The following is a 14,196-nucleotide window of genomic DNA, read 5'->3' as shown; positions in this document are numbered from 1 at the left end:
CCGGACACCGCCAGGCGCTGCCCGGCCGGCTCAGCGCAGCTCGGCCGGAGGCGTCCGGTCGCGGTCGACCTTCTCCGTGCGCTCCAGCTCGCCCCAGACGATGTACCGGTAGTCGGAGGTGTACATCGGGGTGCAGGTGGTCAGCGTGATGAACCGGCCCGGCTTGGTCTTCCCCGATTCCTTCGGGACGGGCTGGAGGACGTCCACGTTGTACTTCGTGGTCTCCGGCAGGGTCTTGTAGACCTTGTAGACGTACCAGGTGTCCTTCGACTCGAAGACGATCGAGTCCCCGTTCTTCAACTTGTGGATGTTGTGGAACTTGGCTCCGTGGCCGTCCCGGTGCGCGGCGAGCGTGAAGTTGCCCTGCTTGTCCTGCGGGAGGGCGGACTTGATCGGGTCGGTGTAGTAGCCGGCGACGCCGTTGTTGAGGACGCCGCTGCCGGTGCCCTGCTTGACCAGGACCTCGCCGTTGTTCATCGCCGGCACGTGCAGGAAGCCGATGCCGTCCTTCGTGTCGAGCGCGCCGGGGCCGTCGGCCCAGCGGTCGCGGACCTGGGCGCCGTCCTGGTCGGCGGCGCGGTCGGCGAGGACGTTCGTCCACCACAGCGAGTAGACGACGAAGAGGCCGAGCACCAGGCCCGCCGTGATGAGGAGTTCGCCGAAGAGGCTGATGATCCCGGCGATCCGATTACGCACGCGTGCCACTAGGTCGTCCCGTCGTCCCGTCCGGAGGTTGTGGGGTCTCAGCCTACGAGCGCCTGCGGCTTCCCCTTGCTGCGCGGGCGTTCCTCGACCAGCCTTCCCCACACGATCATGCGGTACGTGCTGGTGAACTCGGGCGTGCAGGTGGTCAGTGTGATGTACCGGCCGGGCTCGGTGAACCCCGATCCCTTGGGCACCGGGTCGATCACGGAGACGTTCGAGGGCGCGGTCTGCGGCAGGATGCTCGCCATCTCGTACGTGTAGTACGCGCTCCGCGTCTCGACGACGATCGGGTCGCCGGGCTTCAACTGGTTGATGTAACGGAACGGCTCGCCGTGCGTGTTCCGGTGGCCCGCGACCGCGAAGTTGCCCTGTTTGTCGGACGGCATGGCCGTCTTCAGCTTGCCCTCGGCGTAGTGGCCGGCCATGCCCTTGTCGAGGACCTTGGCCTTGCTGATGCCCTCGGCGACGGGGACGACCACGTCCAGCTTGGGGATGTACATGATGGCGAAGCCCTCGCCGGGCTGGAAGGCGTCCGGCTTGGCGTCGTCGCCCTTGGCCCAGGTGTCCTCGATCTGCTCCTTGGCCCGGTCGGTCTCCTGACCGGCGAGGACGTTCGTCCACCAGAGCTGGTAGGTGACGAAGAGCAGCATGACGACGCCGAAGGTGATGAAGAGTTCCCCGACGGCCCGGCTGGCGACGACGCCGACGCTGTCCTTGGCGGCGCGGGCCGCGCGCCGGGCCTCGACGCGGGAGAGCGGCCGACCCTCCGGTGCGGGGGGCCCGGAGTTCGCGGGGGGCCCGGAGTTCGCGGGGGCGCCGCTCCGGCTCCTGCCCCGGCCGCCCTTGGCGGCCCGGCGGCGCTCGGCGCGTCCGGGCCCGGGGAGGGTCTCCACGGCCCGTAGGGGCATCGTCTCGCCCGGGGAGGTCCGCTGGGGCTCCTTCGCCTCGTCCGGCTCGTACGGGGCCGCGTAGGGGCTCTCCTGGACGTCCTCGTAGGAGGACGGTTCCTCGTACGCGTACGGCTCGGCGGCCGTGTAGGACGCATCCGGTACGTAGGCCTCGGCGGGCGCGTACGGCTGCGCGGGGGCGTACGGGCCGGCTTCGGGCGCGTACGGGTCCGCGGGCGGCGCGTACGGGGCGGCGCCCGCGTGCTGATCAGCGGGGGCGTGCGGATCGGCGGGGGCGTACGGCGCCGCGGGTATCGGCTCCGGCCCCGGTTCGTTCGTCGCACGGAACCACGGAGAGCCCGTCGTCACGCGACGGCCTTGCCCACCACCGGCGCGAGCCCCGCCGACCGCGCGACCGCCCCCTTGTCACCGCACTGCTCCAGCCAGTTGGCCAGCATCAGGTGCCCGTGCTCGGTGAGGACGGACTCGGGGTGGAACTGGACGCCCTCGACGGGCAGTTCGCGGTGGCGAAGGCCCATGATGATGCCGTCCGCGGTCCGCGCGGTGACCTCGAGCTCGGCCGGAAGCGCGGCGGGCTCGGCGGCCAGCGAGTGGTAGCGGGTCGCGGTGAACGGCGAGGGCAGGCCCGCGAAGACGCCCTGGCCCTCGTGCGTGACGAGGGAGGTCTTGCCGTGCAGCAGCTCGGGCGCGCGGTCGACGACCCCGCCGTACGCCACGGCCATGGACTGCATGCCGAGGCAGACGCCGAAGACGGGCACGCCGGTGGACGCGCAGTGCCGGACCATGTCGATACAGACTCCGGCCTGTTCGGGCGCGCCGGGCCCGGGCGAGAGCAGAACGCCGTCGAAGCCGTCCTGGGCGTGGCTCAGCTCGACCTCGTCGTTGCGGAGGACTTCGCACTCGGCGCCGAGCTGGTAGAGGTACTGAACGAGGTTGAAGACGAAGCTGTCGTAGTTGTCGACGACGAGAATTCGCGCGCTCACTGGCCGTCCACCGTCACATCGTTGAACGGAAGCAGAGGCTCCGCCCAGGGGAACACGTACTGGAAGAGGACGTAGACGACCGCGAGGACCAGCACGATCGAGAGCAGCGCCCGCACCCACGCGTTGCCCGGCAGATGCCGCCAGATCCAGCCGTACATGACGTCGACCGCCCCTTCTGTTCGTTACGGGGACCAGAGTACGGGGCGAGGGGGGCGTGAGGGGTCAGCTGTCCAAAGCCTGTGGACGACCGTCGGCGACCGGCCGGGTGGCGTCGAGGTGGGCCCAGACCACCAGCCGGTGGCTGCTGCCCCACTCGGGCTCGCAGGTGGTGAGGGTGAGGTAGCGGCCGGGCCCGTCGAAGCCCGACTCGCGGGGGACGGGATCGATGACGCCGACGTCGGTGGGGACGGTCCGGTAGGGCGCGCGGTCGATCCGGTACGTGAACCAGGTCGTCCCGTCGGTGAGGACGACGGCGTCGCCCTCGCGGAGCCGGGGGAAGTCCTTGAAGGGGTCTCCATGGGTGCGGCGGTGTCCGGCGACGGCGAAGTTGCCGGTCTCGCCGAGCCGGGCGGTGCCGGCGTAGTGGCCGAGCCCCTTCTTCAGGGTGCCGGGCTCGGTGCCCTGGAGGACGGGCCACTCCCAGTCCTTGCCGAGGCGGGGGACGTACATGACGGCGATCCCCTTGCCGGGGGCGTACGGCGGCCGCACGCGCGCGGGACCGGGCGAGGCCGCGACGGGGGTGCGCGCCCACTCGCGCTGGAGGGTGTCGATCTGGGCGGCGCCGGCGATGTCGGCCTGGACTCCGGTCCAGTACAGGACGTACACGACGAAGAGGACGATCAGGGTGCCGACGGTCAGGCACAGCTCGCTGAAGGTCCTCACGACGAGACGCAAGCGGCCCTCCCGCTCTTCCCGCTGTCAGCTCACCGGCTTCGCGTAGTGGAGGTCCACTGTGCCCGAGTACCCGGGAAGAGTCACCGCCCTGTGCTCGTCGACTTTCCAGCCCAGCCCGTACGCCTTCACGTACAGCTGGTAGTTCTGGATCGCCGGGGAGCCCGAGAGCGCCTTGCTCAGCTTCCCCCGGTCGCCGACCGCCGTGATCTTGTACGGGGGCGAGTAGACGCGGCCCTGGAGGATCAGGGTGTTGCCGACACAGCGCACCGCGCTGGTCGAGATGAGCCGCTGGTCCATGACCCGGATGCCCTCGGCGCCGCCCTGCCACAGGGCGTTCACGACGGCCTGGAGGTCCTGCTGGTGGATGACGAGGTCGTTGGCCTGCGGCTCGGGGTATCCGGGGGCCGCCTGGGCGTTCGGCGGGGCATCATTGAGAGTGACGGTCAGACCGGAGCCGGAGACCTCGGTGGTGCCCGCCGCGGCCTCAAGGGCGTCGAGTCGCGCGTCCTCCGCGCGCGTGGACCCGTCGTCGCGGGCGGCGAGGGTGTCGACCTGGGAGCGGAGGGCGGAGGTCGAGTCGTCGAGGCCGGCGTTCTTGTGGCTGCGCTCCTCGATGAGGTCGGAGAGCCGCAGGAGCGAGGCGTCGGTGCGGATGTTGGTGCCCTTGGCGGTGTTGAAGCTGGTGACGAAAATCAGTCCGGCCAGGGCGAAAACGGCAAGCGTGAGCACCCGGACGGGGCGCCACCTCGCGGTGCGGCCCGGCCCTTCGGGAGTGCCGACGGAATTGCTCAACGTACCCTGATCCCCTTCGGTGCCGCGGAACCACTACGCTAACGGACGCCTGGGGGACTCAGTCGTCCTCCTTCGTCACATCCCGGCGCCAGCCACAGTTCCCTGCGCGGTCACGCAGCGCATCGACAGGAGAGTCCCTCGTGCCGAAGTCACGGATCCGCAAGAAGGCCGACTTCACGCCCCCGCCCGCGAAGCAGGCCACCACGATCAAGCTGACCAATCGCAGCTGGGTGGCGCCTGTGATGCTGGCGCTGTTCGCCATCGGTCTGGTGTGGATCGTGGTCTTCTACGTCACCGATGGATCGATGCCGATCGAGTCGATCCGGAACTGGAACATCGTGGTGGGCTTCGGCTTCATCGCGGCCGGCTTCGGTGTCTCCACACAGTGGAAGTAGCGGCGATCTAGCGCCCGCACCGGCCGCTCGTCAAGCTCTCCCCTGAACTTATCCACAGCGTTGTGCACAGCACTGGATAACTTACGAAGATCTGTGGATAACTCGCACGAGGTTGACGCCGGTATGACCGGAATCACCCTCGCATGAGACCAGAACGCCCCTCACCTCCCTGGAGAAATCCCAGGTCAGAGGTGGGGGGCGTGGTCTTTCCCCACAGAGTGGCCCTACGTCGCCACGCACTGTGGATAACTCTGGGGAAAGCTCACAGGGAAGCTCTTCCACAGCCCTGTGCGCTCAGGTGAGCGCCGCCGAGCGGGCCAGTACGACCCCCAGATCGATCAGGAGCACCAGTCCACAGGCCCCGTACTGCACGAGGTCCCGGCGGGCCCGGGGCGCGTGCACCAGGGCGTACGTCACCAGGGCGCCCGCGACCAGTCCACCGACGTGGGCCTCCCAGGAGATCCCCGGACGGGTGAACGTCAGAAGGAGCGACAGGGCCACGAAGAGGATCACCGGCCGCATGTCGTGCCGGCGCCTGCGGGCCAGCACCACCCAGGCGCCGATGAGCCCGTAGACGACGCCCGAGGCGCCGAGGGAGGGCTGGTTGGGCTCGGCGACGGCGTAGGCGAGCGCGGAGCCGGAGAGACCGGAGAGCAGACAGAGGAGCGCGAACCGGATCCTGCCCAGCTCGGGTTCGACGATCCCGCCGATCACCCACAGGCCCAGCACGTTGAAGAGGATGTGCCAGACCTCCTGGTGGAGCACGGTGGAGGTCAGGAGCCGGTACCACTCGCCGTCCGCGACGCCCACGATCTCGCCGAGCGCCGGGCTGAAGGCGTAGCCGATGAGCACGAGCTCGTCGACGAGCCGGTCGCCGAACACCAGGACGGCCAGGTAGACCGCGAGGTTGATTCCGATCAGGATCTTGGTGACGAAGCGGTCGTCCGCCGCCACCCGGCCGCCCGCGAGCGTCCTCGGCTGGTTGGCGTCGGGGGCGTGTCCGGTCCCCGAGCCGTTCCGTACGCAGTCGGGGCACTGGAAGCCGACCGACGCGGAGACCATGCACTGCGGGCAGATCGGCTTCTCGCAGCGGGTGCAGCGGATGCCGGTCTCGACCTCGGGATGGCGGTAACAGCGCGGCACGCCGGAGTGCGGTTCCCCGGAAGGTCGCGGGTCCATGAGAGGTACCGTTCCTTCCGCCTCAGCGCTTCTCGATCACCACGGACTCGACGACCACGTCCTGGAGCGGACGCTCGGTGTGCGGGTCGGTCGCGGTGGCCGCGATCGCGTCCACGACCTTCCGGCTCTCCTTGTCCACGACCTCGCCGAAGATCGTGTGCTTGCGGTTCAGCCAGGTGGCGGGGGCGACCGTGACGAAGAACTGCGAACCGTTGGTGCCCGGTCCCGCGTTGGCCATGGCCAGCAGGTACGGGCGGTCGAAGAAGAGCTCCGGGTGGAACTCGTCGGCGAACTCGTAGCCGGGACCGCCCGTGCCGTTCCCCAGCGGGTCGCCGCCCTGGATCATGAATCCCTTGATCACGCGGTGGAGGACCGTGCCGTCGTAGAGCGGGTCCGTGGAGACCGTCCCGGTCGCGGGGTGCGTCCACTCGCGCTCACCACCGGCGAGCTCGACGAAGTTCCGGACCGTCTTCGGGGCGTGGAACGGCATCAGCCGCACCTCGATGTCGCCCAGGCTCGTCTTGAGGATCGCGTACAACTGCTCGGCCACGGTCGCCTTCCGTCCACGTCATGTCGCGTCATGTCACGTCTGTCTCTGGCGTGTCCGATCCTCGCATGCCCCGGATGCCCGCCCCACATGCCGGACTTCGATCCGGCGGGCATGATTTCGAAAAGGATGGAAAGGCGAAATCCCGACATCGTCGCCACCGAGGAGGAGGAATCCCGTGACCCGCATGGACAGCGTGCGCGCCGCCACAGGTTCGGCGAAGGAGAGCGTCCTGCACGCCGCGGAAGTGGTGGCGCCGTACGCCGGCACGGCCAAGGACCAGGCGTCGCACTACGCGCTCGAGGCGCGTGACCTGCTCGCTCCGAAGGTTTCCAAGGCCGCTCAACAGGCGCGGGCGCAGGCTCGTGTGCAGTACGACTCGTACGTCGCACCGCATGTTCCGCCGCGGGTCGACGCGGCCGCACACCGTGCGGCGGTCAAGACCCGCCGGGCCGCCCGTCAGGCGGCCGACTACACCGTTCCGCGCGTCGAGCACGCGGTCGCCGCGACCGGTCCCGTCATCGACGAGGCGGGGTCGCGTTCCACTGCCGCCTGGGCCGCGCTGCGCGGTCAGGTGACGCCGGAGGACATCCGGAAGATCGTGAAGAAGCATGAGCGCCGGGCCAGGGCCGGACGCCTCGCCAAGGGCCTGTTGGTCCTGGGCGTTCTCGCCGGCGGCGCGTACGCCGCCTGGAAGTGGTGGGACAAGCAGGCCAATCCCGACTGGCTGGTCGAGCCGCCCGCTCCCACCGAGGTGGACGAGGGCACCGTACTGACGTCTGTCGACGACAGTGGGGCTCCCCTCGACCCGGAGGTGGAGGCCAAGGAGACCGAGGCCGAAGCCGCGGCCGCAGCCGAGAAGGCCGCCGAACGCGACAAGCGCCGCTGATCGACCGGGGTACCGCTGGGTCCTGCCGGGTCCTGCTGAGCTCTACGGGGTTCCGCGGGGTCTGGCTGGGGTTCCGCGGGGCCTTGTCGTGGGGTTCTACGGGTCTTGCGGGGTCCTGCTGGGGTTCTGTTGAGCCCTACAGGGTTCCTGCCGGGCCCTACTGAGGTCTGCTCGGTCTTACTGAGTTCTGCTCGGTCTTGCTGAGATCTGCCGGGCCCTACCGAGGTCTGTCGCGTCCGGCTGACGTCTGTTGCGCCTGGCTGGGGTCTACGTGGTCCCGCTGGGGTCCTACGTGATCCCGCTGGGGTCGTGCCGGCCGTGCTGGCCTTGCTCGTCTTGCTCGTCTTGCTGGGCTTGCTGGTCCTACTGGAGTTCTCCGGGTCCTGCGCGGTCCCGCTGGGGTTCTGCCGGTCTAGCCGGTCCTCCGGCTCTCCTGGGCAGGCGTCCCGCGAGGAGGTGCGGGGGTGCGCGTCGGCGTCTCCCCGCACCTACGCGGCCGAGGTGAGCGCCAGATCCCTCAGCGCGGCCGGCTCGTCGTTCTCGGCCACGGCGGTCGCGCCGGTCGCGGAACGGTTCCGGGAGGCGGGGGAGGAACCGTGCGCCTCGGCGGCGATGCGCTGCTTGATGGTGGGCGGCAGGGTGCGGTCCCCGGCGAGCGGCCACCGATGGGCCCGCTGGGCCGGTACGGAGGCGAGTGCGGTGCGCTCCCCGGCGGCGCGGACGGTGGCGGCGGCGGGGCCGACCGGCTCCTCGGGCTGCTGCACGGCCGGCTGCTGGGTCGCGGCGGCGGTGCCCGCCAGGCCGACGGAGGCGAGCAGGGCGAAGAGGACGGAGATGAAGGCGGTCCAGAACTGCTTGACCTTGGCGGTGGCCATGGCCCCTCACTTTCGTGATGTTCTCGGATGGTTCATTTCGGTTTGCGCGCTTTACGTACTTTCCTCATGATGTGGATGCGCGCCCGATTTCCACGGACCGCCGCCGTCGCCGCGCAGTTCTTCCGATGAACACCACCCGTCCGGACCAGTGGTCACTCCGGAGCGGAGAGCTCCAGGCCCGCGGGGACGGCCTGAAAGGCCCGTTCGACGCCCTGGAGCAGGGCGCGGAGCCCGCCCCGGCCGCCGGAGTCGATCCAGGCGCGAGCGGCGATGTTCCACCCGGTGCCGGTGAGTTCCGCGAGGACCTGGGGCCTGAGGTCGTCAGCGGGCAGCCCGAGCCCGGCGGCCAGCAGGTCACCGATCCGCCGCTCGGCCTCGGCACGGTGGTGCGCCACGTGCGCGAGCAACGCCGGCTCCTTGAGCACCAGCCGCCGGGTGGCGGCGTAGCGCTCCGCCCACTCCGCCCCGAGGCCGGAGACGGCCCCGCACAGGATGTCCTGGAGCTCCACGAGAACGGGTCCGGACATCGCGCGCCCCTCCAGCGCGGCGACGAAGGCCGACCACAGCTCTACCTCGGCCTCGATGGCCGCCGCCTCCTTGGCCGGGAAGGTGCGGAAGAAGGTGCTCTTCGACACCTCCACCTCGTCGACCAGGTCCTCCACCGTGGTCGCGTCGAGGCCCCGCTCGGCGAACATGCGCAGCGCGGTGGCGGCGAGCGTCCGCCGGGTGCGCAGCTTCTTCCGCTCCCGGAGCGGCAGCGAACGGTCATCGGGCGGGGTGGGGGAGGCCATGACCGTCACCCTAGCCAGGCGGACTCCCAGTCCCCCTGGGCGCTCGCGCCCAACTGGGACCGGGTGTCATCGGGTACCGGGCACTCGGGAGGGTCTCCCACTCCACGGACCGGATTCGCCGATACTCCGCTGATGAGGTTGGGTGTCCATGCCAACTGATCGGGTTCAAGAGGAGTGCGTGTGAAGGCTGTTGTACGGGGGACCGCTGTCGCGGCGACGCTGGTGCTGGCGCTGACGGGCTGTGACGACGGGGCCGGCCCCGCGTCGGGAAGCGGGAAGGCGACCGCTTCCGCCCCCGCGGAGAAGCGGCAGGAGCCGACGAAGGCCGTCGAGGTCTGGGTGGACGCGACGGGGCTGTACTACGCGCTCCCGACCGAGGCGAGCGTGGGCGATGTGTTCGTCGGCAACGAGCCCGTCGTGGCCCAGGAGGGCCAGGCGCTGGGAGCCTGCTCCGAGGAGACCGGGTCGCCGTGCACCGGCGTCCAGGCGGTCGGCCACAAGGAGATGGAGGCACGTGGTGGCTCGGACGATACGCGCGTGGAGTTCACGCTCTTCACGTTCGCCTCGGGGAAGGAGGCCGCCGTGGCGATGAAGGGCCTCGCGGAGAAGCAGCGCGCGTCGGGTGCGGAGGACGGAGTCCCGTCGACCCCGCTGACCGTGAACTCCGATGCCGACGAGACCGCAGCACTCAAGGGCGAGACGAACGCCCACGTGATCCTCCGCGTGGGCTCCGTCGTGGGCCACGTCTACGCCAACTTCACGGAGCAGGCCGACCTGGAGCACGTCACCAAGGTCCAGATCGCCCGGATCAGGGCCGTCGCGGCGGGCAAGAGCCCGGACCTCTGATCCCTGCCCCGCCCTCCCCGTACACACGAAAACACCCCCTTCGAAGTGCGTTTCCGCAGTTCGAAGGGGGTGTTTGCCGTGGAGCCTAGGGGAGTCGAACCCCTGACATCTGCCATGCAAAGACAGCGCTCTACCAACTGAGCTAAGGCCCCGGAACGAGGACAGCGTACCGGGTCACCCCCCATGTCCGGCAAAAGGATTGGGACTCCCGGTCGGCGACCACTCTCCGTAAGATGCTGATCGAGGTTCGCAGTGGCGAACCGCAGGGATGGGGAGAAGTAATGGACGCAGCGCAGCAGGAAGCCACGGCCAGAGCCAGAGAGCTTCAGCGCAGTTGGTACGGAGAGCCGCTGGGGGCGCTCTTCCGTCGGCTGATCGACGATCTCGGACTCAATCAGGCCCGGCTGGCGGCCGTGCTCGGACTGTCCGCGCCCATGCTGTCCCAGCTGATGAGCGGCCAGCGCGCCAAGATCGGGAACCCGGCCGTCGTCCAGCGTGTCCAGGCACTTCAGGAGCTCGCCGTGCAGGTCGCCGACGGCAGCGTCAGCGCCGCCGAGGCCACCGACCGGATGGACGAGGTCAAGAAGTCGCAGGGCGGCTCCGTCCTCACCAGCACCGGTCAGGCCAGCACCGGCTCCGGCGCTCCGACCGTCCGCCGGGTGGTCCGCGAGATCCAGTCGCTGCTGCGCTCCGTAGCCGCGGCGGGCGACATCATCGACGCTGCCGACTCTCTCGCCCCGGCCCACCCGGAACTGGCAGAGTTCCTCCGGGTGTACGGCGCCGGGCGCACCGCGGACGCGGTCGCCCACTACGAGTCGCACCAGAACTGACGCGGTCGGCAGCCGGCCGGCATCGCCGCAGGACGAGGCAACGGGGAGCGGACACAGCACGATGGGTGAGGTCTTCGCTGGTCGGTACGAGCTGGTCGACCCGATCGGACGGGGCGGGGCGGGCGCCGTGTGGCGTGCCTGGGACCACCGGCGCCGCCGCTATGTGGCGGCCAAGGTGCTCCTGCAGAGCGACGCGCACACGCTGCTCCGCTTCGTCCGCGAGCAGGCGCTGCGGATCGACCATCCGCACGTCCTCGCCCCGGCCAGCTGGGCGGCCGACGACGACAAGGTCCTGTTCACCATGGACCTGGTCGCCGGCGGCTCCCTGGCCCACGTCATCGGCGACTACGGCCCGCTGCCGCCCCGTTTCGTCTGCGTCCTGCTCGACCAGCTGCTCTCGGGCCTGGCCACGGTGCACGCCGAGGGGGTCGTGCACCGTGACATCAAGCCCGCCAACATCCTCCTGGACGTCACCGGCACGGGGCGGCCCCACCTGAGGCTCTCCGACTTCGGCATCTCCATGCGCAAGGGAGAGCCGCGCCTCACCGAGACCAACTACGTCGTGGGGACGCCCGGGTATTTCGCGCCCGAGCAGCTCCTCGGCGCGGAGCCGGACTTCACCGCGGACCTCTTCGCCGTCGGTCTGGTCGCCCTCTATCTGCTCCAGGGCCGCAAGCCGGACTCGCAGGCCCTCGTCGGGCACTTCCTCGCGCACGGCACTCCCGGCGCGCCCGAGGGCATCCCGGAGCCTCTGTGGCAGGTGCTCGCCGGGCTGCTCCAGCCCGATCCGCAGGCCCGCTTCCGGACGGCCACCGGAGCGCGCAAGGCGCTGAGCGCCGCCGTCGAGATGCTCCCCGAGCCGCGTCCCGACGAGGAGCCGGTCGAGATCTTCGACCAACTGGGTCCCCTGCCGTCCGGATTCGGCCCCCAGGGCCCGACCGGCCTCACCGACACCGCTGCCCCCACCAGCCCCGTCGGCCCCGCCGGTCACCCGGACCCCGCAGCGGCCGCAGGAGCCGCCCAGGGCGCCTCCACGAGCCCCTCCCGGGCCGCCGGGCCCGATTCCGTACCCACGTCCTCCCCCACGCCCGTACCGCAGCAGCAGCCCCCACAGCCGCAGTACCAGCCCCAGCACCAGGCCACCCCCCAAGGCGCCCCGGCGTCCGCGCCGCTGCCCGGGCCCTCCGAGACGGGCAGCTTCCACCTGCCCCCGCCGGTCGCGCACCCGATCCCCTCCTTCGGACAGGCACCCACCGCCGCGGCGCCGTACGGACAACCCCCTACTCATCCATACACCGCTCGACCCGATCAGGTTCCCGGCCGGCACGCACCGCCCCTGCCGGCCCCCGCGACGCCGCCCGCCCCCGTACACCGACCGGGACCGCCCCCGAAGGTGGCGATCCCGGTCGTCCTGCTCGCGCTGCTCTGCTTCGCGGTCGGTTTCTGGGCCCTCGCCCAGACCTGATCCCAGGCCTGATCTCAGAGCTGATCCCAAGCCTGATCCCGGACCCGAGCCCCGTACCGGGACGGCAGCCCCGCACCGGGGACCTCAGGCGTACCGACCGACCAGCGCCCCCAGTGGCCGGCTGCCTACCCGGTCCGTCGGCGCGCCACCAGAGTCCACGCGCCGAGTCCCAGCAGCAGCACCGTGCCGCTGCCGATGCCCGCCGCCGCGACGACGCGCATGGAGTCGCCGCTGTCCGCCGCCGCCCCGGCGGCGCCGTTCGCCGCCGCCTCCTTGTCGTCGGCGGTCACCTTGAACGGCCCGGGGTCACCGTCGTACCCGGGTCCTGGCTTCGCACCGCCCCGCAAGGAGACCCGCAGGGTCAGCGGCACGGTCCCGTCCCCGTACTCCTCGGCCACCGCCGGGCTGAGCGTGGCCGACAGGTAGTACCAGCCGGCGAAGCGCATCCCGCTGGTGGCCTCGTCGTACGAGGTGCGGTTCTCGTGGGCCACCGGCCGCAGCGCGTCGAGCGCCAGCGTCGACTGCTTCCCGGAGTAGCTGAGGGTCTTCTCGTCGACGTGCCCCAGCGCGGGGTTCTCGAGGGAGAGGATCAGGGCGTTGCCGATGTACTCGTCGCTCGCGGCGCTGCTGCCGAGTTCGGCGCTGGCGAAGAGCTGCTGCCCCCAGTCGACGGGCACGCGGTAGAAGAGCGTCTGCCCCGGCCGGATGTCGGACCGCCACTCGCCCTGCTCCAGCGAGGTGGCGTCATGGACGCCGGAGCCGCCCTGCCGCGGCTTCGGGCCGCCCGCGGGCGGCGCGGGCGTACCGGAGGCCCAGGCATCGGGGAGTTCGGTCGGTCCGGCCTTCTTCAGGACCGGCTCCGTCACGTACCGGATCTCCAGGCCCCAGTCGTCCGGGCTGGAGGTCGCCTTCCCCTCCCGCTCGACGAGCACGTAGTGGGCGCCCGCGCGCTGGCAGGTGGAGCTGTCCGCGTTGATGACGCGCCGGGCGTACGCGGCGAGCGGCCTCGTGTACTCGGCCGAGGTGAAGTTCACCTGCTGGTAGCCGCACTCGGTGCCGGAGCCGTCCTGCAGGCTCACCTTGAAGCCGTCGCCGTATTCGACCTTGCCGCCGGTCCTGGGAACCGCGACCACGGAGACGTACGCGTTCCGCTTGTCGTCCAGGTCGACCCGGTAGTAGACCTTGCCGTCCTTCTTGAGCGTGTCGCGGTAGGTCTGCCCGGTCTTCAGCTGTGCCGCGTCGGAGCTCGAAGCGGCCCCCGCGACCTGCTGGGCCCCGCTGTCGAAGGTGTAGGGCGGGAAAGCGCCCCCCTCGGCCGCGGGCGCCCGCCCCGGCAGGCCGGCCAAGGCCTGACCCTGCACGCCGGCCGAGACCTGACCGGGCACCGCTGCCAGCGCCGGTCCCGGCGCCGCCGCCAGCGCGTCTCCCGGCACCGCCGCCAGCGCCTGACCGGGTACCGCCGCCATCGCTCCCACCGCCGCGGCCGCCGTGAACAGGGCCCCCGCCCTCCGGCCGAAGCCGGCCTGCGTCTTCACGCGCTCCTCCTCCTCGCTCAGGCAAGTCGCCCATGTGCTCAGGCAAAGCGAAGCCCCGGCCCGCTCACGCGCGGCCGGGGCTTCACCCACTGACGGTCTTCGTCTCACACACCCGAACCTGCGGGCACGGAGTCGGTCGCCTCCGTCCACAGATCCTGCTCGGCGCGATCCGCCTGGATCTGGCGGTACACGAGGAGCCCGCCGATGGCGGCCAGTGCGACCAGGAGAAGCTTCTTCACCGCGCGACCTCGTCTTTCGTTGACGTAGGAGACTTCTGACGCCCACTCTACACATCGACCGATACCGATCGGTGACCTGTACGAGCTTCAAACCTCTCTTCGTCCCGGGAAACGAAAATCGACCCGGACGGAGGAACCGTCCGGGTCGATCGACACTGTGGGGCTAACAGGATTTGAACCTGTGGCCTCATCCTTATCAGGGATGCGCTCTAACCAACTGAGCTATAGCCCCGCCGCGCTCTGCGGTGTATGTCCCGCGCGCTGACTCCTGAACATTAGCGCACGTGGGGGCCAGTCCCAAAATCCGTTCCCGGACCGGCCCC

Annotated in this window: 17 protein-coding genes and 2 tRNA genes; 5 read left to right on the top strand and 14 right to left on the bottom strand. The window is 70.5% G+C overall.

What is annotated here, in order from left to right:
* Window positions 1-30 precede the first annotated feature (30 nt).
* The 6 genes from ABT129_RS00670 to ABT129_RS00645 form a co-directional block, all read right to left on the bottom strand.
* Entirely contained in the window at window positions 31-705 is a 675-nt protein-coding gene (locus tag ABT129_RS00670) for a class E sortase (RefSeq protein ID WP_351894808.1), read from the bottom strand.
* 38 nt (window positions 706-743) lie between these two features.
* The gene (locus ABT129_RS00665) at window positions 744-1,961 is read right to left on the bottom strand and encodes a class E sortase (RefSeq protein ID WP_351894806.1); all 1,218 of its coding nucleotides are present in this window, start codon (window positions 1,959-1,961) and stop codon (window positions 744-746) included.
* Window positions 1,958-2,596, bottom strand: a complete 639-nt coding sequence (locus ABT129_RS00660; RefSeq protein WP_351894804.1) for an aminodeoxychorismate/anthranilate synthase component II — start codon at window positions 2,594-2,596, stop codon at window positions 1,958-1,960. The genes ABT129_RS00665 and ABT129_RS00660 overlap by 4 nt, the downstream gene beginning before the upstream one ends.
* Window positions 2,593-2,754, bottom strand: coding sequence for a hypothetical protein (locus ABT129_RS00655; protein WP_017240377.1), 162 nt, complete (start codon window positions 2,752-2,754; stop codon window positions 2,593-2,595). The genes ABT129_RS00660 and ABT129_RS00655 overlap by 4 nt, the downstream gene beginning before the upstream one ends.
* A gap of 64 nt (window positions 2,755-2,818) precedes the next feature.
* Complete coding sequence (locus ABT129_RS00650; RefSeq protein WP_351894800.1) at window positions 2,819-3,490, bottom strand: class E sortase; 672 nt, start codon at window positions 3,488-3,490, stop codon at window positions 2,819-2,821.
* A 24-nt stretch (window positions 3,491-3,514) separates the two neighbouring features.
* Window positions 3,515-4,282, bottom strand: a complete 768-nt coding sequence (locus ABT129_RS00645; protein WP_351894799.1) for a DUF881 domain-containing protein — start codon at window positions 4,280-4,282, stop codon at window positions 3,515-3,517.
* A 140-nt stretch (window positions 4,283-4,422) separates the two neighbouring features.
* On the opposite strand from ABT129_RS00645, the gene crgA reads away from it, so the two are divergent.
* On the top strand, window positions 4,423-4,677 hold the full coding sequence (crgA, locus tag ABT129_RS00640; RefSeq protein WP_351894796.1) for a cell division protein CrgA: 255 nt from the start codon (window positions 4,423-4,425) through the stop codon (window positions 4,675-4,677).
* 294 nt (window positions 4,678-4,971) lie between these two features.
* Here the strand turns inward: crgA and ABT129_RS00635 are convergent, their stop codons facing one another.
* Complete coding sequence (locus tag ABT129_RS00635; RefSeq protein WP_351894794.1) at window positions 4,972-5,856, bottom strand: rhomboid family intramembrane serine protease; 885 nt, start codon at window positions 5,854-5,856, stop codon at window positions 4,972-4,974.
* A 22-nt stretch (window positions 5,857-5,878) separates the two neighbouring features.
* Window positions 5,879-6,406, bottom strand: coding sequence for a peptidylprolyl isomerase (locus ABT129_RS00630; protein ID WP_351894792.1), 528 nt, complete (start codon window positions 6,404-6,406; stop codon window positions 5,879-5,881).
* A 175-nt stretch (window positions 6,407-6,581) separates the two neighbouring features.
* Here ABT129_RS00630 and ABT129_RS00625 point away from each other — a divergent pair, with 175 nt between their 5' ends.
* A complete protein-coding gene (locus ABT129_RS00625; protein ID WP_351894789.1) occupies window positions 6,582-7,292 on the top strand; it encodes a DUF5324 family protein in 711 nt (236 codons plus the stop codon).
* Window positions 7,293-7,780: 488 nt separating this feature from the next.
* Here ABT129_RS00625 and ABT129_RS00620 read toward each other — a convergent pair whose 3' ends face one another.
* Together ABT129_RS00620 and ABT129_RS00615 are read right to left on the bottom strand one after the other, a co-directional pair.
* Window positions 7,781-8,167, bottom strand: a complete 387-nt coding sequence (locus ABT129_RS00620) for a DUF6344 domain-containing protein (RefSeq protein WP_351894787.1) — start codon at window positions 8,165-8,167, stop codon at window positions 7,781-7,783.
* Between the two features lie 152 nt (window positions 8,168-8,319).
* On the bottom strand, window positions 8,320-8,958 hold the full coding sequence (locus ABT129_RS00615; RefSeq protein ID WP_351894784.1) for a TetR/AcrR family transcriptional regulator: 639 nt from the start codon (window positions 8,956-8,958) through the stop codon (window positions 8,320-8,322).
* 180 nt (window positions 8,959-9,138) lie between these two features.
* Here ABT129_RS00615 and ABT129_RS00610 point away from each other — a divergent pair, with 180 nt between their 5' ends.
* Entirely contained in the window at window positions 9,139-9,804 is a 666-nt protein-coding gene (locus tag ABT129_RS00610) for a hypothetical protein (protein WP_351894782.1), read from the top strand.
* Between the two features lie 79 nt (window positions 9,805-9,883).
* On the opposite strand, the gene ABT129_RS00605 is transcribed toward ABT129_RS00610, so the two are convergent.
* Window positions 9,884-9,956, bottom strand: a tRNA-Ala gene (locus ABT129_RS00605).
* A 129-nt stretch (window positions 9,957-10,085) separates the two neighbouring features.
* Between ABT129_RS00605 and ABT129_RS00600 the strand changes: the two genes are divergently transcribed.
* Both ABT129_RS00600 and ABT129_RS00595 read left to right on the top strand, forming a co-directional pair.
* On the top strand, window positions 10,086-10,634 hold the full coding sequence (locus ABT129_RS00600; protein WP_351894780.1) for a helix-turn-helix domain-containing protein: 549 nt from the start codon (window positions 10,086-10,088) through the stop codon (window positions 10,632-10,634).
* 61 nt (window positions 10,635-10,695) lie between these two features.
* Entirely contained in the window at window positions 10,696-12,099 is a 1,404-nt protein-coding gene (locus tag ABT129_RS00595; protein ID WP_351894777.1) for a serine/threonine-protein kinase, read from the top strand.
* 125 nt (window positions 12,100-12,224) lie between these two features.
* Here ABT129_RS00595 and ABT129_RS00590 read toward each other — a convergent pair whose 3' ends face one another.
* The 3 genes from ABT129_RS00590 to ABT129_RS00580 all read right to left on the bottom strand — a co-directional run bounded on the left by ABT129_RS00590 (window position 12,225) and on the right by ABT129_RS00580 (window position 14,105).
* A complete protein-coding gene (locus tag ABT129_RS00590; RefSeq protein WP_351894775.1) occupies window positions 12,225-13,634 on the bottom strand; it encodes a hypothetical protein in 1,410 nt (469 codons plus the stop codon).
* 104 nt (window positions 13,635-13,738) lie between these two features.
* On the bottom strand, window positions 13,739-13,873 hold the full coding sequence (locus ABT129_RS00585) for a DLW-39 family protein (protein WP_003958712.1): 135 nt from the start codon (window positions 13,871-13,873) through the stop codon (window positions 13,739-13,741).
* A 158-nt stretch (window positions 13,874-14,031) separates the two neighbouring features.
* A tRNA-Ile gene (locus ABT129_RS00580) sits at window positions 14,032-14,105 on the bottom strand.
* Window positions 14,106-14,196 lie beyond the last annotated feature (91 nt).

The sequence above is a fragment of the Streptomyces sp. NPDC002057 genome (assembly GCF_040296665.1).
Classification (GTDB): Bacteria; Actinomycetota; Actinomycetes; order Streptomycetales; family Streptomycetaceae; genus Streptomyces.
The sequence above is the reverse complement of the archived record's forward strand: the minus strand, read 5'-3'. Positions and strand labels throughout refer to the sequence as shown.